An 18,711-nucleotide genomic window follows, 5' to 3' on the forward strand; every position below is an offset into this window, starting at 1 on the left:
CGGTGTCATATGGACTTACAATTAGTTCATTCTTATTTATTCGGAAGTGTTAAATACATTGACTTGTTATTGGTTTTAATGGTCGTAGACCTTGTCATGGGAACATTGAAAGCAATTAAAAACGGAAGGCTTCGGAGTTTAACTCTGTACCTTGGTTATGCCAGGAAAATAGGGACTTTTTGTGTAATTATAGTCGCTAATATTATTGATATAATATTAGATCTAAATGGAATCGTTGCCTATGGTACGGTTCTTTTTTATGGGTATTATGAGATACTTTCTATTTTGGAAAATTGCGGACAATTAGGAATGAAAATTCCACCTATAATTGCTGATAAATTACAGGTACTTCAGCCAACTGAAAAGAAAGTAGATGATAAGAATGAAAATTGATGATATCAGAAAACAGACAGCCGGGGGAGCCAGTAAACGTTCTTTAAATCAAATAAAGAACATCGCTCGTCATCATTCAGCAACATCTGATGGTGATTATAACGCCTTCTGGAATAACCGATGGAAAGGGTTAGGTTGGAAAACAGGGGGCTATCATGAATTAATTCTAAGGGATGGTTCAGTGCAACTTTGTTATGATCCTGAAGTCATTACAAATGGAATTAAAGGTCATAACACTAACACTTATCACATTTGTGTAGTAGGCAATGGTTCATTTACTGAGGCTCAGGAAGCTACTTTTAATGAACGTTGTAAGTTAGCTATGAAGCGATTTAACCTATCTGCTGATAAGGTGTTAGGTCATAAGGAATTCAAAGGCGCATCAACTGAATGTCCTGGAATTGACATGAACATTGTTCGAGCTAGATTAAAAGATACTCCTGTTAAAACTGCTTCAATGGATGATGGAAAAAGGTATCGTTTATTTACTGGCACATTTGGCACTATAGCCGATGCTGAAAAAGCTGCAGCTAAGATTAAAAAGGATTATGGATACATTACTTACATAAGAGAAGAATAATAAAAAGCCCTTCCGATTGGAGGGGCTATTTAATATATGTCTAAAACACTTTCTAATTCATCGATACGATTTTTTGCGTCATCTAATTCATACTGCAAATCATCATTGACAGTAATTAAATCCTCGTTTTGTGTCTCTAATTCTGTAATTCTTGTGTCCATTTCTTCTATTACTGTTTGCATTTCTTCAATTTGTAACTGAGTATCATCATAATCAGCAGTCGATGTATCGGAACATCCACTCAATATAATTGCAACTCCAATAATTAACCCACAGATAGTTTTCTTCATAATCAATCCCCTTTATTTATCCTTAATTTTAATCAACTCGTCTACCAAAATATTCAATTCCCTTGCAATTATAGCAGCTTGCTCTAAATTTGGTTGAGTTTTATTTTGTCGCCACTTAGAAAAAGTTTGCTCCGATACATTGCATAATTTGGCAAGATGTTTATTCTTTAATCCTTTTTGTTCCATCCAAAAGTCTACTCTATTCTCAAACATACTATCCCCCAATACCCTTTTATAACTAATTCTTCAATTTATGTTGAATTACCTTTAACGAAAAGATTCATAAAAATTAAACAAAAATTTAATGTACAAGATAACTAGACAAGCAGTTGCCCATACACTTTACTATACGACACGAAGGATATGGTCTATCACACTACAATGAATGGAATAAAAATCATCAACTACTTGCAAATTCTATACTTTCATTCTTCCTATTCGTATTCGTTTATTGTGCAACTATATCTACGATATATCAAAAGGGGGCGTGGTGGTTTGTTATTCAGTTTAGTTACAACTGGCAGCATGTTGGGTGTACTTGGATTTTCTTACTACAAAAAAACAAATTTTAATAATGACAACGATAAGATTTTAAAAATAGCAGAAAATTGTGGCTTGTATACTAAAACTGAAAAAATGAAATTGTATCGTAGAAATTACAACAAGAAGGGGAATTACACTGAATATGTCTACAAAATACCTTTAGGTATGGAGTTAGAGGACTTTAAAAGTAAAATCGGTAAGTTTAAAGATGGTTTAAATAATCGAAGTGTAAGGATGATTAAGTTAAAAGACTTTAAAGGATTAACATTTGACAGCACTATACTGAAGCAACTTGAGGACATTATTTATAGTCGTATCCAACTAAGTAAGGAAATTGAAATGGAATATGACGGAATGTTAAAGATCAGAGTTTATGAAGAAGGATTAAAATCTGAATACAGATTCAAAGAAGAAATGTTCAAAGAATTAAAGAAATGGGAAGTGCCACTAGGAGTAAGTTTACAAAGGGTAATTAAGATTGATTTTGATGTAGCTTCTCATGTGTTAATTGGTGGTGCTACAGATATGGGAAAGTCAAATGTATTAAACCTCATAACAACTGTCCTGCTTCACAATAATCCTAATGATGTTGAATTTACGTTGATTGATTTAAAAGGTGGACTTGAATTTTCTAAATACGAACATATCAAACAAGTTAAAAATTTTGCTACAAATGCTGATCAGGCTAAAGAAGCATTGGAAAATGTGAAAGCAGACATGACAAATACATTTGAATTTTTGAGAAGTAAAGGGTTTAAGAATGTTAAGCAAGCTAAAATCAAAAAACGACACTTTGTAATTATAGACGAAGCAGCAGAACTAGCCAGTGATGGAGAAACAGACAAGGAATTAAAGAAAGTAAAAATTGAATGTGAAAATCTTATTAAAGACATCGCAAGAAGAGGTAGAGCAAGTGGTCTGAAATTACTCTATTGTACCCAGTATCCTACTGTTGAGACGGTTAGTAGTCAGGTGAAAAGGAACTTAATAGCAAGGGTTTGCCTTCCAGTGGATACAGCAACAGCTAGTTCAGTAGTTTTGGATGAAGGAGGGGCTGAAAAGTTACCGCTAATTCAAGGTAGGGCAATTTTTAAACGCCATAGAAAAACGGAAATGCAATGTTATTACATGGACGATGAAATAATCGATAAGGTTATAACTCCACACATCACCTTTAATCCAAGGAGTGAAGAAAGTAGTGTATCACACAACTTTGAAAAAAAATCAACGTCAAGAAAGTATACTACTATCATTGAAAAAGCTTGATTATTTAACACGGAGTCAAATACAAATTATTCATGATTTAAAAAGTGACCGCAATGCTCAACGTGTTTTAAAGGCTATGGAAGAATATTTACATGTAATCAAAGACGGTGAGAACATTTACTATCTGAATTCAAAAGGTCGTGAATTAATTGATTGTGACAAGGTAAGAAAAAGTACAGGAAATATCCAACACTATATCATGAGAAATTACCTTTACATTGTTTTAGGGTGTCCTTCTGAATGGGAAAATGAAATGAAAATTACTCACATTGAGGGAAATGAAAAGATTACTTGTAGACCTGATGCTCTAATTAAAAAGGGAGACATTTACACAGTAATTGAAGTTGATAATACCCAAACAATGAAGAAGAATCTTGAAAAGATAGATAAGTATCGGGTTTTAAGGCAGCGTGGAGCGTTTGGATTTTTTGCCCCTAAGTTTATATGGATTACCACAACAGAACATCGTAGAAAGGAATTAATGGCAGCTAGTCAGGGTTTAAATGTTGAGGTTTACACTGTATCAGACTTCAAAAACAGGGAGAGATGACATCATGTTTAAACGCAAAGTGAAGGAAGAAAGATACTCCGTTAAAGAATTTTTGAATCTAAATAAGAAACCTGTAATTGCTAATACTCCATTTGAATTCAAGAGTGAAATGGCTGAATCCATAGGTGTATTAGGTGGTTTAAGCCTTATACCATTAGCTACTAAACCTTTCTTTGAAGCAATTCCTGCAATGGCTGCTGAAGTACCGCAAGCTGTTACAGTTACGTCTACAGCAGATATGACAGCAAAGTTAATGCATGCCTTTGATCCATTAATTACTCTCATTCAGGCGGTTGCTTATCCGATAGCATTAGTTGTGGTCTTAGGCGGTGCAATCATGGTAATGATGAGAGAACCCGAAAAAGGATTCAGTATGATGCAATCAGCCGGACTTGGATATATTTTAGTTCAGATGGCACCTTTAGTCCTTAGCATCTTGGTTGAAGCTACAAAATTAATGTAATTATGTGGATTAAATTAATAACAAAAGTGACGGATGTAGGAATTAAGACTTCGGGGAAAGTGCTTAAAAGTGATATGAGTAGCCCTCTAAATCAAGATACTATATCAGTAATTGTAAATATTGCTAAAGAAATCCTATTTTAAGGAGTGGACACCTGTGTGGAGAATCTTTAGATTTATGGGTTACAAGGTACAGGTAAAAGTATTTGATGAAGGTTCTCAATTTGGAATCTCTGAGTTTCCAAGAATAAGTAAAATGTGTGTCCATAAAGGCAATAAATGGCTACTAAACTATGATCGTGGATGGGATTTTAATGATTTATCACCAACAGCTTACAAGCTTCTGCTTAAATTTCTGGAGTGGGCACTATGATTAAATTTTGCATAATCGGAGCATACGTGGCTCATAAGATTTGGTGGAAACGGAATAACAGAGAAGTGACAATTAAGTGGAAAACATTCTTTAAAGAGGCTTAAAAGCGGAGGGATTGTTATGAAATTGCTGAACCAAAAAGAGGTACTTCAAATTGTTAACAATAGAAAAGAACTCCTTGAAATCTTGATTGATATGGATATGGTTAGTTTGCTTAAAATTATTCAAAAGCATGAATTTAGTGGATCTGATATTAGTCAATTACTCGAAAGGGGACTTGAAGATTTCCGTATCGAATTTAAGGAATTCTTTAATGATGTTTATGATCTAAATGTTGAAATAACAAAAGAGGATAGACCATGAAACGAAAAGATGAACTTTTTATTGAAGTCCTTATATTAGCTCGAAATATGCTTGAAAGTATGGAAGAAGATGAAATTCAAGCGCAATTTGGTTCTGATTACTACTATGAATTACAAAGATTTATAGGATGGGAAGCTATGGGGCATTGGAGAGAAAAGGGGTGAATTTATGATAGTCCGAATCACAAGTAAATACGGCTCAGTTGATTCTATTCATAAAACACCACATTCGGGAATTGATATAGCTTTAGAGGAAGGAACACCATTAAGTACCTTTAAAGAAGGCGTAGTCAAACACGTATTGGATTACGGAAATTCAAACGTAGGCAAGGGTGTAGTCATTGAACATAGTGATGGTACTCAAGCGATATACGGTCATTTGAGCCAGATAAATGTACACGAAGGCGAATATCTTCACGAAGGTGAACAGTTTGCATTGAGTGGTAATACAGGGCGTTCAACAGCAGAGCATTTACACCTTGGTTTCAAGGATGCAGAGGGTCATGTTATAGATCCCTCTCCTTATCTTGATGAAGTAAGTAAAAATATCGGTCAACAAAGTTTCTGGGATAAGTTTGTAGCAAATGGGCGTGTAGGTGATGGAATAGGGGACATACCACAAAATAGTGTATGGGAGTGGTTTGGTGAAAAAGCTGCAGAAATTACCGTTAACGGTGCTGTTACTTTTATGTCGGATATTGCTTTGGCGCTTCCTGTCCTCACCATTATTGGCGGTACTGTGTATGTTTGCCTTAACATGTTTAGTTCGGGGCTTGCTAAATGGAGTGCAATAGGGACTGTATTATATGGGTTACTAGTTGTTAAGGGGTGATTAATCTTGAAGTGTGATCACTGTAAAAAAGCAATCCAGGAAAGTGCGGTAATTATTTATAGTAGCGTATTAGGGATATTTCATGATAAATGCTTTAGTGACCATGTTTATTTGAGTTTTAATTGTACTAAGGGAGAATTAAGAAATGTAAATCAAGGGTTATGGTAAAAAATATAATTAGTGCAGGATTTATAGATATTTTGAAGAAATATATAAGAAATATTTTTTAGGGGAGTGATAGAATGTCCAGCATGGTGACAATTGTTGCTGCAAGTAGCGTTAAAGAACTAAATAAAAAACTTGATGAAATTAAAAGAGAACATGAAACGAGAAATCCTGAAAGAGACGTAGAAGTTAAAGTAATAAATCCTAAGCCAGAAACTGTTGAATTCAAAGATTGGGAAGCTACTTCTTTTACAGTTGGTGTTGAATTGATAAAACGGGAGGAAGACGAGGTATAGAGGTTTTTAATAAACAATTCTCAAAATATTCATAATAACAACACATAAACACCTTCCAAATAAGTTATCATTGTTTTTGGGAGGTGTTTTTTATGTACAAAGTACAATTCGTTAATGCCTACACCCAAGACATACTTCGAGAAGAAGAATATAAAGAAATAATGCTTATTCTAGAAATGGTAAGTTCATTTGAACAAAATAAGGATAAGAACGAGAAATTAAACAACCCAAGCTATATTTTCGATCATCAAAGACGTACATGGGAAGCTTTTTATTTATCTCATGTAGTAGTTGAAGAGGAGAAGTGTAGGATTTATAAGTTGTTTTTTAAAGTGAAAATGTCAGAAATACAGGCGATAATTAGATAGGAAATAGAAGGAAAATATCTCCTTTTGTCGAAATAAGTAGACAGGAAGGGGGGAGTAATTGTGAAAGAGTATAAAGATTATCGAACGATATATATTAGTGCTCAAGGTGAAAAAACAGATGCTGAAGAGATAGCTAGAGTAATAAATATTTGGGCTGAAGATGGAGCAGTATTACATTCTGTTGTTCCTAGAATTTATGAAGGAAGTACAGAGGGTTATTATATAATACTTGAAACGACAGAAGTTGAATAATTTGTTAAGCATCCTTTCCGGGTGCTTTTTTTCTAAAAAGAGATTGCTGCATTAATAACAGGATATAGGGAGTGAAACAACGTTTGGACTTAATAAAAGATTTATCGGATATTCTTGTAGAAGAATACAAGAAATTGGGTATACCAATTCAAAATAAAGATACCCACCATTTATTAACAGGTTTCTTTAATCTTAGCGACAAGACTATTTCACCTAAAAGAAGAACAATTCGAATTTCAAAAGAATTAAACGAAAAAAATCTTGAAGAACCGTACAATGAGTACTTAAAACAGATCAGACATAAATTTAAATATGGGAAAAATGTGAATACTTATCTAAGTAAAAAAGCTTTTAAACCTGCTCAAAAAGATCCTCTATTATATGACTGGGGCATACATCATTTACATTTAAATAATGAATTTTCTCCTGAAGGTTTTGTGGAAAGGTCAGATTACTTATTGTTTTGTATTATAAAGAGCGACACTGTTTATTTTATTGACGTAACAAAACATAAATTAGATGATCGAACTGAATTTTCTCAGCAGAAGTTATTGAGAATTGTTAAGAGTAATTGGAGTCATTTGCTTGAACCATTTAAGATGAAAGGTTTTTCATCACTCGAAAGGAAAATGACAGACAAAGATTATGCAGAACTGAGACATGCAGGTGCTATGTCATTTGTAGAAATAGATGGAGAAGTGTTCGCTATGATTGGAGGGGGAATCTCCACTGCAAGAACAAATATTAAACATACAATAAAAGCGGATAATGTTTTTAGAAGCTTAAGAGATATGGAAGAACATCTACATCAAATCCAAAAAGATTTATTGGAAATTAATCTTAATACTAAACTGCCGCAAATAAATATCAACTATAAATTGATTCAAGAAGGTGATTCGTTCTTTGTGATTGAAGAAAAGTCAGGAAATAAAGTAATTGAATCTAAAAGCCTTTATAACGTGATTTTCGGTTTAAAAGATTTTATTAATAACTGAAAGTTTCAACATTGGAACTTTCAAATTTTATGTTTATAAAACGAACAAATGTTCCGTATAATAAAGAAAGGAGTAAAGGGGTTGATCTAATGGGAATCAAAGACAGGGGAAAATTGAAATGGCAAGGGGCATTCTTTATGCCAGAACACGTTAAACTGCTTCGTGATATGCACACAGATTATCACCGGATAAGTAAACCAATATTGGATGAATATCAAATTGAAGAGTATGAAAATAAGATCTGCTATGCAATGGAGTTTGTATTGTCGGTGAAGGTTACAGTTTGGGAAGATGGATTTGAGAAAGAGTATATAGGGAAAGTTTGTAGGCTGGATGAAATACATAAGGTGATTTATTTGAAATTGCATAATGAAGAAGGATACATAATGAGGATAAAGTTTGATACTATAGTGGGGGTCGTGGTACTGGAATAGGATTAGCATGGAGGAAATTAATTAATAAATCGACTGGGGTTTCTTCTATTAAAATATTCAATCGCATAGAATGATAAATTAACCGTTTTCTTTATTTTTTAATGGACAGTTGAGTTAATTTAAGGTATATTTTTCTTATTAGAAAAGATCGGCATTAATGGTGTCATAAACCCTTTTGTATCAACGTTTTCAATGATGATGATGCAGATGGGTATGAAACCATCGCAAAAGAAAATCAATCAAATGATGAGCGCCATGAATAAGGGTATGAAGTAAGAAAACCCTTGCGGCTCAAAGATTCAATGCTTGTTCTAATTTGTGGCAAGTATTCCTAAACTTTTTAGTCGAGTGAATCTTTTATCAGTCATTATTTTTTTTTGAATTATCTTTCATCAACCTAATCCGAAACCACTTTTCTATTGGAAACCAAAAACCAAAGAAGGGTGGTTTTTTTGTGTGCTTTTAGAAGATGTGATGGAAGAATACTTTTACCACTGTATTACTAAAGGGGTTTACTGAGACACCAATGAAAAATAAACGGTTGGAGTACAAATAACTAAAAACAAAATACAAACAAATTAAGTATTTATGCTATCGATATCAAGAAGGAATAAACATTTTCAGTAACTGGCAAAATCTCATTATTTCCCTTAGTCCCATTCGGCCTATATTTTTCCCTAATTGCGATTCTAACAGGAATCTCTTGGTCAAATTCTTCTAACATCTCGATTAGTTCAAGAACTTTAATCTATATCACTCCCTATAAAACGATTCTTTTCATTTAAAGATACAAAATTATACCCTAGTTCTTCTTCAGTAACTATGATCTTTCCCCATACTTCCTCGGATTGTAATACAAACTCTTTCACGCCAATGAATTCTGATTCTGAAATTACAAAGAATATAGTTCCCTTTTTGTGTATCCCTTTGTAATTTGTAATTAATTTGTACATCTTCATAACATACCTCTGTGGTTTTTTAATAGGATTTATTTATTGATCTTTACTATTTGAGACCTTAAAATCGATCAGCAGAAGCATTATCACATTCTGTTCCCTATGTTTAAAGACTTTATGATTTGATGCTTTACCTTTTCTTGATAGCTTAAAAATATGGAAAAATATTCAGCGTATCATCTTGTCATAAAGCGTTGTCTTTTCAATGAGTATACTCTTCCAGACTGAGTAATTTCATAAATTCTTTAATCAGTACTCTCGTTTCTTCCATTGTAATAGCTATAATTCTATATTCTAATTTTACCTTAATCCTTCCAGCGATCCCACAACCATTTATGAAACTGCTGCACCGGAAGAAAGCTTCCTACATAAGTGATGGGATAAGCAACATAACACAAAATTGTAAAGTTTGAATAGCACAAGATTTTGTTAATTAAGATGAAGAAGTTAACAAAATGCGAAAAGGTTGGTTAAATCCCACTAACTGCACAATGAAATAAATGGATAAAGAAATGAGCTTTGAAGAACTAGCGAAGAAGATAATTTGGCTATATAAATTTGTGCGATTTTACTCTTATCAACCGTATTGCGGAATTAAGAAATTACTCATATTACGCGATAAATGTGGACAAATTAAGTATACTCTATGAAACAACAAAGGATGATAATCCATGGAGATAAGGATAGAAAATAATGAGAGTGGTTCAACAGATGTAATTGTGAATGCTGAAGGAGTTGATTATCAAATCGGCATTATAGAAGAACATCCTACAGCACCTGGATATTTTCGAGCAATTGCATACGATGGATCATTATTACAATCATCAGAACAAAATTTAATTTTTTATGACGTTGAACAAGCTAAAAACGCAATTATGCAGGTTTACGCAGGGATACAGTAATAATATATAATTTCATTAAAATCGAGTAGTCTCCCAAGGCTGCTCGATCTTTTTTGGCTACATTCAGCAGTTAACGAAATTAGTGAGGCAGATTTGAAGAGCCGCATACAAAAGCACAAAAATAAGTAAAGCTTCTAACAACTTGATGTAAGACTTTTTCGTTTCAGCCATTATTGTTTTAAGTGAAATAAAAAGCTAAAAATTAACAGTGTTCCCAAATTAAAAGTGAAGTTTATTTTCAATTCTAAACGGGTTTTCATCTACAATGAACCGGAAAGTATTGGACTTTGAAGATGAAGAGTAAGGTCTCTTTAGGAGTCCTGTTTTTCATAAAAACCTAGCATTAAACAGCTGTCTACAAATAAAAAGCACTCCCATTAAGAATGCTTAAACATTACTGAACTATTAATTTGAAAGACATAATCGCATGGCCTACACCGCAAAGTTCTGAACAGCTTCCCAAATATTCTCCTGCTTGTTCTGGAGTAAATTGAACTGATTCTCCACTTGCGACTCTCGCTCCCTTTATTTTTGGCAACCACAGTTCATGCTTTACTTGATCAGCACTTTTCAAAGTAATGTTAACTGTTTCTCCCTCCTTAACGGTAACTTCAGCAGGTTCGAATACAAAGTCTTCCGGATTTGGACCTGTTTTCGCAACTATTTCAATTTCTTTAATGGTTTCTTCACTTTTATCAATTTGTTTACTTGTTTGTGGTTCAGATTTCGCAGTTGTTTCATTGCTACATGCCATTAATGTGAATATGGCTAAGAAAATACTAATAAATAACATAACTCTTTTGATAAGACATCTCTCCTTGAAAGAATAATAACTTTGATATCTTATCACTATCCTAATAGAGGTTTCAATATTGATCTCACAACCATTAATAGTTACTTTTTCGGTGTCGATACAGTCACTCCGATTACTGCCCCGCCAATCATTCCTGAACCAAACAGGTAAGGAAATGAAACAAATTTGAAAGTCGTCATTCCGATACCAAAACCAATAGTACCATTCAAAGTATATAGTAACCACACGTCATAACGACAGCCCGATTGAGGCATCACCAATAGCACGCTATTCATGCCAATAAATAAAATTTGAAACAATGGTTCCCATAAAGTCAATACAGTAAAAAAGAAAGTGCATTCCCTATAAAAAAACGAATCCACTCAACACAGATAGAAGTACAAATTGCTGTCTCTCATCGCAATACCCATCGCTGCTCCTCCGAAATTCCCATTAATCAGAACCCGAATAACAGAGTATGCCCACTTAAACCGGCAATCAATCCTCCAATTCCGAACCCAATAGAAGGTAACCAAATCAATCGTTTACTCGTTTTGTAGCTGTTCATTATTTACCTCCTCGAACATGAAAGGATCTAGATAAAAGACAGGCCCCTCCCTGCATGTAAATACAAAAGCCGGTTACTAACCCTCTTAGGATTTATATAGAGAACATTTGTTTTTAAGTAACTCCTTAAGTAGACCATTTTCAATAATTTCCTTATAATCATAATGGCAGCAAGTTAAATTTTTAATCTGGAAGTGAACTGGAATGATCAACATAGATAATCTTTTGAGAACAGTTGTGGCCGACACTAACATTTACAAAAGTAAATTGCTTGCACACTTGGAATGGGAACCAGGTTCAACCCATTTGTTGGTTGCATCGTCGATCATTCAAAAAAGGTACATATTAATTAAGGAAAATGAAGTGGATATTGGTTCGCTTGACGATAGTTTGTATTTTTACGAGGTTGTGAAAGAATTGCAAGCTCCAACATATGAAGGCATATTGAATAAAATTGAGGAAGGGGACTGGTTAGGGAACTTTTCATTTCTATTAACAACAAGGCAGTTTGACACAAAACAAGAGAGAGTGTTACTTGAAAAAAATTATGCTCATCTAATCTACCTCACTGAACCGCCAATTGAAACAATCGAGTTCTTGCAAATGGACTTTTACCTGGGTTTCAATAGTGAAAAAGCAAAATGGGGAGTCTGCTGGTTGAAGCATGATAGTCCGTTTTCTAGGGAGGAAGGCCTGCTTTGTCCACGCCAGAATTGCATCACTGAAGGATTGGGTGTTATTTGGGCTTCCAAAGCTGAAGCTGACTTGATTTTGAAAAATATTCTCCTCATCACTCGTAAATTTGGTTCCAAGGGTAATTTTCGAAATTACCCAACTGCAAAAGACTTCATGGATGATTTTTTGATGATTATGAAAAAAATAGCAAACAAAAGCATGAAAGCAAGTGAAATAGAGGAATGGAGCAGCAATGCCCTCGCGCAATTTAGTGTCACCTGATATCTAAGTGAAAAAACATCGGCTCCTCCTTCACCAATACCATGCTAGCCACTCATGCTATCCCCTCCACTAACCATTATGGAAAGGCCGTAATGATTATATTTATTTATAATGATTCAATTTCACCTAAAAGGTTAACTGTTTTATAAGTCAGTAAAATTTTGGTAAACTGTTTAAGTGTTTTAGTAATCTAAATGATGATTCCTGCATTTTCTTTAATGATTGGTTTTTCTTTTTAGGAAAATAAAATGGTTATATAGAGACTCGGGGGAATACATATTGAAAGTCTTTAAGGAATTAATGTGGTTTTTTAAACAAGAAAAAAAGGCTTATATATGGGGAATCGTACTGCTTTGCATGGTGGCAGTCCTGCAATTGGTTCCGCCTAAAATCATTGGAATTGTAGTTGACCAAATTGAAAGCAAGGAGCTTACAGCAAGAACGCTTATAATATGGATGGTATATTTGGGATTCGCCGGATTGGTTATGTATGGTCTGAGATATTACTGGAGAATCCTGATATTCGGTTCGGCTGTCAAATTGTCCCGGCAGCTGAGGAATCAGCTGTATGACCATTTTACAAATATGTCACAGGCTTTTTATCAAAGAAAACGGATCGGCGATTTGATGGCACATGCTACAAATGACCTTCAGGCGATACAGCAGACTGCGGGGGCGGGAGTGCTTACACTCGTTGATTCCCTAGCAACTGGGGGATTCGTCATTGTAGCAATGGCGATGATCAATTGGAAATTGACCCTGATCTGTCTGCTGCCAATGCCATTCATGGCGTATCTCACAAGCTATTATGGCACACTTCTGCATAAGCGTTTCCATAAAGCCCAGGAAGCCTTCTCAGATTTAAATGATAAAACGCAGGAAAGCTTAAATGGGATTAAGGTAATTAAAACCTTCGGCCAGGAAAAAGAAGATATTGAAGCGTTTAGGAAGCAATCGCTTGATGTTGTCGGGAAAAATATTGCGGTTGCCAGGGTAGATGCGTTATTTGACCCAACCATATCAGTGATTGTCGGCATCTCTTATTTTTTGACAGTTGCTTTTGGAGCCCGCTTTGTGCTTTCAGATGATATGACTATTGGGGATCTTGTTTCTTTTTCTTCCTATTTAGGTCTGCTAATATGGCCGATGCTTGCATTTGGCTGGCTATTTAATATTGTTGAAAGGGGCAGGGCTTCCTATGACCGTGTTCAAAACCTTTTAAATGAAAAGCCGGATATCGTAGATAAAGAGAATGCTATCCAAAGTGCGCCCGTTGGTGATTTGAAATTCCGGATATCAGCATTCCGATTTCCTGATGAAATCCATCCGGTCTTAAAGAATATTAACTTAATTTTAAAACGGGGCGAAACGCTTGGAGTTGTCGGGAAAACAGGTGCTGGAAAAACTTCCTTGCTAAAGCTGCTGACCCGTGAATTTGACCAATATGAAGGCAGCATCCACTTTGGAGGACATGAAATAAAAGAATACAGCGTCCAGCTGTTACGGAATTCGATAGGATATGTTCCACAGGACCATTTTCTGTTTTCCGCCACTGTTGCCGACAATATTGCTTTTGCGAAGCCTGTGGCGGGATATTCAGAAATATTGAATGCAGCCCAGTCTGCTTACATTCACGACGAAATCCTGCAATTTTCTGAAGGCTATGAAACGGTGGTTGGAGAGCGGGGCGTGTCTTTATCTGGTGGCCAGAAGCAAAGGATATCGATTGCCCGGGCACTCATAAAAAATCCAGAACTGCTTGTCCTGGATGATTCATTATCCGCGGTTGATGCGAAAACAGAGGAAATGATTCTGCATAACCTGAAGGAAAATAGAGCGGGAAAAACAACAATTATTACTGCCCACAGGCTGAGTGCTATCCAGCATGCCAATTTAATAATCGTCTTGAACGAAGGTACCATTGTTCAAAAAGGGACACACGAGCAGCTTATGAACGAGCAAGGCTGGTATAAAGAAATGTTTATCCGCCAGCAGCTGGAAGAACTTGTGGAGCAGGGAGGATAACATGGAAGAAAAAATCAGAACGATCAGCGCTAGAGAGCAGCGCATTGTACTCACGCGGCTGCTGAGTTATTCACGGCCCCATAAAAAATTAATCCTGCTGGCGTTTTTCTGCTTGTTTTTAACAACAATTGGAGATATTGCGGGCCCAATGCTGGTGAAAATCTTCATCGACGATTATGTAACGAAAAATAATATTGTCTTTGGACCGCTTTCGGTGCTTGCAGGAGCGTATTTGACGATTCAAGTTCTAAATTTTTTTATTAGTTATTTTCAGCTGCTTACATTCCAGGAAATTGCCTTGAAAATTATCCAAGAGCTGAGAGTTGATATTTTTTCAAAGGTCCACCAGCTTGGATTGAAATATTTTGACCAAACACCCGGAGGGAGCACTGTCTCAAGGATCACGAATGATACCGAAGCAATAAAGGATATGTTTGTCACTGTATTGGGGACGTTTGTCCAAAGTTTCTTCTTGCTCGGAGGAATCCTGATTGCGATGTTCTTCCTAAACGTCAAGCTTGCTATATTCTGTCTGTTTCTGCTGCCGCTCTTATATTTCGTTATAAAAAAATATAGGGAGCATAGTTCAAAGTTTTATCAGGAAATGCGGGAGCGGCTGAGCCAGATGAATGCCAAGATAAATGAGTCGCTTCAAGGCATGGCGATTATCCAGGTTTTCAATCAGGAACGTCGGCTCCGAAAGGAATTTAAGCAAGTGAATGACATGCATTTCTCAGCCGGAATGAAGAATATAAAAGTGGATGGCTTATTGCTTCGTCCCGCAATTGATTTGATTTATGTTATTGCAATCATGATAGTTTTAAGCTATTTTGGTATATCGTCCTTTCAATCGCCAATTGAATTAGGTGTTCTATACGCGTTCATTAACTATGTGGATAGGTTCTTTGAGCCTGTTAACCAGGTGATGCAGCGCTTATCATTGTTCCAGCAGGCAATTATTGCGGCTACACGCGTATTTAAGGTTTTGGATGAAGGTGAATTGGCACCAGGATACGATGGTGAAGATGTAAACCGCATTACTGAAGGAAAAATTGAATTTAAAAACATCTGTTTTTCATACGATGGCAAGCGAGATGTTTTAAAAAATATTTCATTTACGGCAATGCCAGGTGAAACAGTAGCTCTTGTAGGGCATACCGGAAGCGGTAAAAGCTCAATCATCAACTTAATGATGAGGTTTTATGAATTCGGCAAGGGAGATATCCTGATTGACGATGTCTCAATAAAAAATTATGCAAATGAAGAACTGCGCAGGAAAATGGGATTGGTTCTGCAGGATCCGTTTTTGTTCTTCGGGACGGTAAAAGACAATATCAGGCTAAATAACGAGGAAATATCTGATTCGGATATTCATAAAGCTGCTGAATTTGTCCAGGCGCATCGGTTTATCGAACAACTTCAGGATGGGTATGACCATAAGGTGGTTGAAAGGGGTTCTACTTTTTCAAGCGGGCAAAGACAGCTGATTGCCTTTGCCAGAACGATTGCTTCTAACCCGAAAATATTGGTACTGGATGAGGCGACAGCAAACATTGACACTGAAACCGAGGAAGCCATCCTGATTGCCCTTGAAAAATTGCGAAGAGGCAGGACGACAATTGCTATCGCTCATCGGCTCTCCACTATACAGGATGCCGATTCAATATTGGTGCTCCATCAAGGAGAAATAGTAGAAAGAGGCACGCATCAGCAGCTGCTTCAGAATCAAGGGCTTTATTATAAAATGTATTTGCTTCAAAACGGTTTGGTAGACAAAATGGAGGATGCGGTTCATTAGGCAGTGGTTTATGGCCGGAGAGTACAAAAGCGATGAAAGACATAAGGATGTATGAGGTTTAAGTGACATCGGCTTTTAGAAATTTGGTATTATACAAGTTTAAAAGCCGGTCTAATTCCTGGCTGTGTTCAACAGTAATATGCGAGCTTAATCCATTTTTTAAAACTACCTGGAAAAGCTCTACTCTCTTTTCTTCAATTAGTTCAAGAAGCTCTTGTTTTAACACGGCTGCCGACCTCGCATTTATTAGTATAGCGGTATGTAATTAGTATAATAGAGCATGAAAATAAATTCAAATGGGAAGATAGCTAATACTTATTGGGAAATTGTGAAGAAAATTCCCGTAAAAACAAACCGTTTTTTTAACAGCCATACAAAATTCACAAAGGGATTCATATCATTATTTGAATTGATTTGTTAGAATAATTTTAAGAGGTCTTTTTAGGAGTTGTAATACATGAATGATGTAAATGTTTTCCTTGCGTTTGGTGCAGGGTTTCTTAGTTTTATTTCACCGTGCTGTTTACCTTTATATCCAGCATTTTTATCCTATATTACAGGCATGAGCGTAGGAGAAATAAAGACAGATAACGCCATGCTGCAGAGGCGCAGCATGCTTCATACTATTTTCTTTCTTCTCGGTTTTTCCGTAATTTTTATTGCGATCGGCTTTGGTGCATCCTTTGTGGGCAATTTTTTTAATACATATAAAGACTTGATTAGGCAGATTGGCGCTATTGTTATTGTTTTCTTCGGTTTTGTCATCGTTGGACTTTTCCAGCCGAAGTTACTTATGCAGGATAAGCGTTTCGAATTTAAGCGTCGTCCTAGTGGTTACCTTGGTTCATCATTAATCGGAATGGCCTTTGCTGCTGGATGGACACCGTGTACTGGTCCGATTCTGATGGCTGTTTTGGCACTTGCTGCAACCAACCCTAGCTCCAGTCTGTTTTATATGATTGCATATATACTTGGATTTGCAATTCCTTTCTTCATCCTTTCTTTCTTTATTGGAAAGATGAAATGGATAAGAAAATATAGCCATGTAATCGTCAAAGTCGGCGGCTATATTATGATTCTTATGGGGATTATATTATTCTTTGATTGGATGACAAAAATCATTATCTGGCTGTCCCCGCTTTTTGGCGGATTTACGGGATTTTAAAATCTTTGTCTATATATGATTCCAAATTTGTCGCATTTTTTTAATTGATATAAACCCTTATGTTAGTTATATTTAACATTGTGATTATTGGTAAAATTATTCAATTTTCTTTGGCAATATTTTCATCCGTTGTTCAATGTCGAGGAGGATCCAGCAGTGACTAGAATATTGATTGTTGATGATGCAAAATTTATGAGAATAACGCTCTCAAATATCTTGAAAAAAGCAGATTTTGAAGTTGTAGGTGAAGCAGAGAATGGAAAGCAGGCCATTGAATTTTACCGTGATCTCAATCCTGATCTCGTCATAATGGACATTACGATGCCTGAATTAAGCGGTCTTGATGCTATTAAACAAATAAAGCTGGAGTTTCCTCAAGCTAAGGTGATAATGTGCTCGGCAATGGGGCAGCAAAAAATGGTGATGGAAGCAATTGAAGCTGGCGCTAAAGATTTTATCATAAAGCCTTTCGATGAAAACCGGGTACATGAAGCAGTTAACCGTGTTCTCAGCTGACCGTTAGAATCCTCTAACGGTTTTTTTTGAGAATATGGTCAATTTACGTAATTATATTTGATGAAGTGAAGTCACCAAATGCTGTATGGCAAAGAGTTTTTTAATCTGGAAAAATTTCAGTTGCCTCCCAGTGACTCCTTTTTTTCACTATCGCGATAGGCTATAATTAGGTAGAACTTTATTCTATATACATAAAGGAATGAATGTATTTGTTATATTTGTCTACTGGTTTTGCTATATTCATGGCTATCCTGGTTATGTTTATCAGGATGAAAGCGGCAAAACGACCAGTGTCCGCAAAAAAAATAATATTGCCTCCAATTTTTATGAGCACTGGAGCACTGATGTTTATCCACCCTATGTTCAGGGTTACTTTATTGGAAGTTTTAGAGGCTTTAACGGTAGGCATACTATTTTCTATCTTATTAATAAAGACTTCTAATTTTGAAATTAAAGATAAACATATTTACTTAAAAAGGTCGAAAGCTTTTGTTTTCATCCTGATAGGGCTTCTGATAATAAGAGTCATAGCCAAACTGATCTTAAGTTCCTCTATAGATGTGGGAGAACTGAGCGGAATGTTTTGGATTCTTGCATTTGGAATGATTGTTCCTTGGCGCATCGCTATGTACTTGCAGTATAAAAAGCTTGAAAACGAATTGAATAAAAGTGTTCCGATAAAGTAAATCAATTACTCACCGAACGGTGGGTTTTTTTATTTGGGATGGTAAATAAAGCAAAATACAAGACATAAGATGCTGAACTCATAGATTTCACGTTACTGCAAATAAAAAAGTAAAAACCCGTACAATAGTAGTAGGGATTGGATTTAATTGTACATAACATACTGCTAACATGTCGCTATTGTCTG

27 protein-coding genes and 1 pseudogene are annotated in these 18,711 nt (G+C 35.6%); 22 read left to right on the forward strand and 6 right to left on the reverse strand.

All coding sequences use genetic code 11. The features are described 5' to 3' along the window. Positions 1 to 9 precede the first annotated feature (9 nt). Positions 10 to 393, forward strand: a complete 384-nt coding sequence (locus tag D0469_RS07040; RefSeq protein ID WP_117325932.1) for a phage holin family protein — start codon at positions 10 to 12, stop codon at positions 391 to 393. After that, positions 383 to 973, forward strand: coding sequence for a peptidoglycan recognition protein family protein (locus D0469_RS07045; protein WP_199478398.1), 591 nt, complete (start codon positions 383 to 385; stop codon positions 971 to 973). Before D0469_RS07040 ends, D0469_RS07045 begins: the two co-directional genes overlap by 11 nt. 29 nt (positions 974 to 1,002) lie before the next feature. On the opposite strand, the gene D0469_RS07050 is transcribed toward D0469_RS07045, so the two are convergent. Next, a complete protein-coding gene (locus tag D0469_RS07050) occupies positions 1,003 to 1,263 on the reverse strand; it encodes a hypothetical protein (protein WP_117325934.1) in 261 nt (86 codons plus the stop codon). Between the two features lie 12 nt (positions 1,264 to 1,275). Further along, positions 1,276 to 1,476, reverse strand: a complete 201-nt coding sequence (locus D0469_RS07055) for a helix-turn-helix transcriptional regulator (RefSeq protein WP_117325935.1) — start codon at positions 1,474 to 1,476, stop codon at positions 1,276 to 1,278. A gap of 282 nt (positions 1,477 to 1,758) precedes the next feature. Here D0469_RS07055 and D0469_RS07060 point away from each other — a divergent pair, with 282 nt between their 5' ends. From D0469_RS07060 to D0469_RS22105, 13 genes and pseudogenes are all read left to right on the forward strand, one after another. Then, positions 1,759 to 3,072 carry an FtsK/SpoIIIE domain-containing protein gene (locus D0469_RS07060; RefSeq protein ID WP_158553378.1) on the forward strand — a complete coding sequence of 438 codons (1,314 nt, stop codon included), beginning with the start codon at positions 1,759 to 1,761 and terminating at the stop codon, positions 3,070 to 3,072. After that, complete coding sequence (locus tag D0469_RS07065; protein WP_233522974.1) at positions 3,005 to 3,622, forward strand: replication-relaxation family protein; 618 nt, start codon at positions 3,005 to 3,007, stop codon at positions 3,620 to 3,622. Before D0469_RS07060 ends, D0469_RS07065 begins: the two co-directional genes overlap by 68 nt. 4 nt (positions 3,623 to 3,626) lie before the next feature. Beyond that, positions 3,627 to 4,085, forward strand: a complete 459-nt coding sequence (locus D0469_RS07070; protein ID WP_117325938.1) for a hypothetical protein — start codon at positions 3,627 to 3,629, stop codon at positions 4,083 to 4,085. 156 nt (positions 4,086 to 4,241) lie between these two features. After that, positions 4,242 to 4,457: a DUF7678 domain-containing protein gene (locus D0469_RS07075; RefSeq protein WP_117325939.1), complete on the forward strand. Its 216-nt coding sequence runs from the start codon at positions 4,242 to 4,244 to the stop codon at positions 4,455 to 4,457. 120 nt (positions 4,458 to 4,577) lie between these two features. Further along, entirely contained in the window at positions 4,578 to 4,820 is a 243-nt protein-coding gene (locus D0469_RS07080) for a hypothetical protein (RefSeq protein ID WP_117325940.1), read from the forward strand. After that, positions 4,817 to 4,984 carry a hypothetical protein gene (locus D0469_RS21010; RefSeq protein WP_158553379.1) on the forward strand — a complete coding sequence of 56 codons (168 nt, stop codon included), beginning with the start codon at positions 4,817 to 4,819 and terminating at the stop codon, positions 4,982 to 4,984. The genes D0469_RS07080 and D0469_RS21010 overlap by 4 nt, the downstream gene beginning before the upstream one ends. 4 nt (positions 4,985 to 4,988) lie before the next feature. After that, positions 4,989 to 5,651 (forward strand): M23 family metallopeptidase, encoded by a 663-nt coding sequence (locus D0469_RS07085; RefSeq protein ID WP_117325941.1) that lies wholly within the window; start codon positions 4,989 to 4,991, stop codon positions 5,649 to 5,651. 242 nt (positions 5,652 to 5,893) lie between these two features. After that, positions 5,894 to 6,112 (forward strand): hypothetical protein, encoded by a 219-nt coding sequence (locus D0469_RS07090; protein WP_117325942.1) that lies wholly within the window; start codon positions 5,894 to 5,896, stop codon positions 6,110 to 6,112. Between the two features lie 92 nt (positions 6,113 to 6,204). Next, entirely contained in the window at positions 6,205 to 6,480 is a 276-nt protein-coding gene (locus D0469_RS07095) for a hypothetical protein (RefSeq protein WP_117325943.1), read from the forward strand. Positions 6,481 to 6,540: 60 nt separating this feature from the next. After that, entirely contained in the window at positions 6,541 to 6,732 is a 192-nt protein-coding gene (locus D0469_RS07100; protein WP_117325944.1) for a hypothetical protein, read from the forward strand. Positions 6,733 to 6,803: 71 nt separating this feature from the next. Continuing rightward, positions 6,804 to 7,727 (forward strand): hypothetical protein, encoded by a 924-nt coding sequence (locus D0469_RS07105; RefSeq protein WP_142919170.1) that lies wholly within the window; start codon positions 6,804 to 6,806, stop codon positions 7,725 to 7,727. 89 nt (positions 7,728 to 7,816) lie between these two features. Continuing rightward, positions 7,817 to 8,161 carry a YolD-like family protein gene (locus D0469_RS07110; RefSeq protein ID WP_117325946.1) on the forward strand — a complete coding sequence of 115 codons (345 nt, stop codon included), beginning with the start codon at positions 7,817 to 7,819 and terminating at the stop codon, positions 8,159 to 8,161. A 189-nt stretch (positions 8,162 to 8,350) separates the two neighbouring features. Then, positions 8,351 to 8,437 (forward strand): annotated as a pseudogene (locus D0469_RS22105) (YneF family protein); the annotation flags it as partial. A gap of 467 nt (positions 8,438 to 8,904) precedes the next feature. Here D0469_RS22105 and D0469_RS07120 read toward each other — a convergent pair. Beyond that, positions 8,905 to 9,120 carry a hypothetical protein gene (locus D0469_RS07120; protein ID WP_117325948.1) on the reverse strand — a complete coding sequence of 72 codons (216 nt, stop codon included), beginning with the start codon at positions 9,118 to 9,120 and terminating at the stop codon, positions 8,905 to 8,907. 668 nt (positions 9,121 to 9,788) lie between these two features. On the opposite strand from D0469_RS07120, the gene D0469_RS07125 reads away from it, so the two are divergent. After that, the gene (locus tag D0469_RS07125; RefSeq protein ID WP_117325949.1) at positions 9,789 to 10,019 is read left to right on the forward strand and encodes a hypothetical protein; all 231 of its coding nucleotides are present in this window, start codon (positions 9,789 to 9,791) and stop codon (positions 10,017 to 10,019) included. Between the two features lie 394 nt (positions 10,020 to 10,413). Here the strand turns inward: D0469_RS07125 and D0469_RS07130 are convergent, their stop codons facing one another. Both D0469_RS07130 and D0469_RS21860 read right to left on the reverse strand, forming a co-directional pair. After that, on the reverse strand, positions 10,414 to 10,869 hold the full coding sequence (locus D0469_RS07130; protein ID WP_158553380.1) for a cupredoxin domain-containing protein: 456 nt from the start codon (positions 10,867 to 10,869) through the stop codon (positions 10,414 to 10,416). Positions 10,870 to 10,913: 44 nt separating this feature from the next. Further along, positions 10,914 to 11,042: a hypothetical protein gene (locus D0469_RS21860; protein ID WP_267897291.1), complete on the reverse strand. Its 129-nt coding sequence runs from the start codon at positions 11,040 to 11,042 to the stop codon at positions 10,914 to 10,916. A 541-nt stretch (positions 11,043 to 11,583) separates the two neighbouring features. Here D0469_RS21860 and D0469_RS07135 point away from each other — a divergent pair. The 3 genes from D0469_RS07135 to D0469_RS07145 all read left to right on the forward strand — a co-directional run bounded on the left by D0469_RS07135 (position 11,584) and on the right by D0469_RS07145 (position 16,159). After that, positions 11,584 to 12,336: a hypothetical protein gene (locus tag D0469_RS07135; protein WP_117325951.1), complete on the forward strand. Its 753-nt coding sequence runs from the start codon at positions 11,584 to 11,586 to the stop codon at positions 12,334 to 12,336. A 279-nt stretch (positions 12,337 to 12,615) separates the two neighbouring features. Then, positions 12,616 to 14,361: an ABC transporter ATP-binding protein gene (locus D0469_RS07140; protein WP_117325952.1), complete on the forward strand. Its 1,746-nt coding sequence runs from the start codon at positions 12,616 to 12,618 to the stop codon at positions 14,359 to 14,361. 1 nt (position 14,362) lies between these two features. Then, positions 14,363 to 16,159 carry an ABC transporter ATP-binding protein gene (locus D0469_RS07145; protein ID WP_117325953.1) on the forward strand — a complete coding sequence of 599 codons (1,797 nt, stop codon included), beginning with the start codon at positions 14,363 to 14,365 and terminating at the stop codon, positions 16,157 to 16,159. A 58-nt stretch (positions 16,160 to 16,217) separates the two neighbouring features. Here D0469_RS07145 and D0469_RS07150 read toward each other — a convergent pair whose 3' ends face one another. Continuing rightward, complete coding sequence (locus D0469_RS07150; RefSeq protein WP_117325954.1) at positions 16,218 to 16,385, reverse strand: aspartyl-phosphate phosphatase Spo0E family protein; 168 nt, start codon at positions 16,383 to 16,385, stop codon at positions 16,218 to 16,220. Positions 16,386 to 16,616: 231 nt separating this feature from the next. On the opposite strand from D0469_RS07150, the gene D0469_RS07155 reads away from it, so the two are divergent. The 3 genes from D0469_RS07155 (at position 16,617) to D0469_RS07165 (ending at position 18,526) form a co-directional block, all read left to right on the forward strand. After that, a complete protein-coding gene (locus D0469_RS07155) occupies positions 16,617 to 17,324 on the forward strand; it encodes a cytochrome c biogenesis CcdA family protein (RefSeq protein ID WP_117325955.1) in 708 nt (235 codons plus the stop codon). Positions 17,325 to 17,480: 156 nt separating this feature from the next. Next, positions 17,481 to 17,840: a response regulator gene (locus D0469_RS07160; protein ID WP_117325956.1), complete on the forward strand. Its 360-nt coding sequence runs from the start codon at positions 17,481 to 17,483 to the stop codon at positions 17,838 to 17,840. Between the two features lie 203 nt (positions 17,841 to 18,043). After that, entirely contained in the window at positions 18,044 to 18,526 is a 483-nt protein-coding gene (locus tag D0469_RS07165) for a CcdC family protein (RefSeq protein WP_117325957.1), read from the forward strand. Positions 18,527 to 18,711: the final 185 nt, after the last annotated feature.

The sequence above is a fragment of the Peribacillus saganii genome, assembly GCF_003429095.1.
GTDB lineage: Bacteria > Bacillota > Bacilli > Bacillales > DSM-1321 > Peribacillus > Peribacillus saganii.

What these genes read in the sequence shown, in the direction of transcription:
- D0469_RS07040 (WP_117325932.1), top strand. Translation starts at nt 10, where the DNA reads ATGGACTTACAATTAGTTCATTCTTATTTATTCGGAAGTGTTAAATAC.
- D0469_RS07045 (WP_199478398.1), top strand. Translation starts at nt 383, where the DNA reads ATGAAAATTGATGATATCAGAAAACAGACAGCCGGGGGAGCCAGTAAA.
- D0469_RS07050 (WP_117325934.1), bottom strand. Translation starts at nt 1,263, where the DNA reads ATGAAGAAAACTATCTGTGGGTTAATTATTGGAGTTGCAATTATATTG.
- D0469_RS07055 (WP_117325935.1), bottom strand. Translation starts at nt 1,476, where the DNA reads ATGTTTGAGAATAGAGTAGACTTTTGGATGGAACAAAAAGGATTAAAG.
- D0469_RS07070 (WP_117325938.1), top strand. Translation starts at nt 3,627, where the DNA reads ATGTTTAAACGCAAAGTGAAGGAAGAAAGATACTCCGTTAAAGAATTT.
- D0469_RS07080 (WP_117325940.1), top strand. Translation starts at nt 4,578, where the DNA reads ATGAAATTGCTGAACCAAAAAGAGGTACTTCAAATTGTTAACAATAGA.
- D0469_RS21010 (WP_158553379.1), top strand. Translation starts at nt 4,817, where the DNA reads ATGAAACGAAAAGATGAACTTTTTATTGAAGTCCTTATATTAGCTCGA.
- D0469_RS07085 (WP_117325941.1), top strand. Translation starts at nt 4,989, where the DNA reads ATGATAGTCCGAATCACAAGTAAATACGGCTCAGTTGATTCTATTCAT.
- D0469_RS07090 (WP_117325942.1), top strand. Translation starts at nt 5,894, where the DNA reads ATGTCCAGCATGGTGACAATTGTTGCTGCAAGTAGCGTTAAAGAACTA.
- D0469_RS07095 (WP_117325943.1), top strand. Translation starts at nt 6,205, where the DNA reads ATGTACAAAGTACAATTCGTTAATGCCTACACCCAAGACATACTTCGA.
- D0469_RS07110 (WP_117325946.1), top strand. Translation starts at nt 7,817, where the DNA reads ATGGGAATCAAAGACAGGGGAAAATTGAAATGGCAAGGGGCATTCTTT.
- D0469_RS07120 (WP_117325948.1), bottom strand. Translation starts at nt 9,120, where the DNA reads ATGAAGATGTACAAATTAATTACAAATTACAAAGGGATACACAAAAAG.
- D0469_RS07125 (WP_117325949.1), top strand. Translation starts at nt 9,789, where the DNA reads ATGGAGATAAGGATAGAAAATAATGAGAGTGGTTCAACAGATGTAATT.
- D0469_RS07135 (WP_117325951.1), top strand. Translation starts at nt 11,584, where the DNA reads ATGATCAACATAGATAATCTTTTGAGAACAGTTGTGGCCGACACTAAC.
- D0469_RS07145 (WP_117325953.1), top strand. Translation starts at nt 14,363, where the DNA reads ATGGAAGAAAAAATCAGAACGATCAGCGCTAGAGAGCAGCGCATTGTA.
- D0469_RS07155 (WP_117325955.1), top strand. Translation starts at nt 16,617, where the DNA reads ATGAATGATGTAAATGTTTTCCTTGCGTTTGGTGCAGGGTTTCTTAGT.
- D0469_RS07165 (WP_117325957.1), top strand. Translation starts at nt 18,044, where the DNA reads ATGTATTTGTTATATTTGTCTACTGGTTTTGCTATATTCATGGCTATC.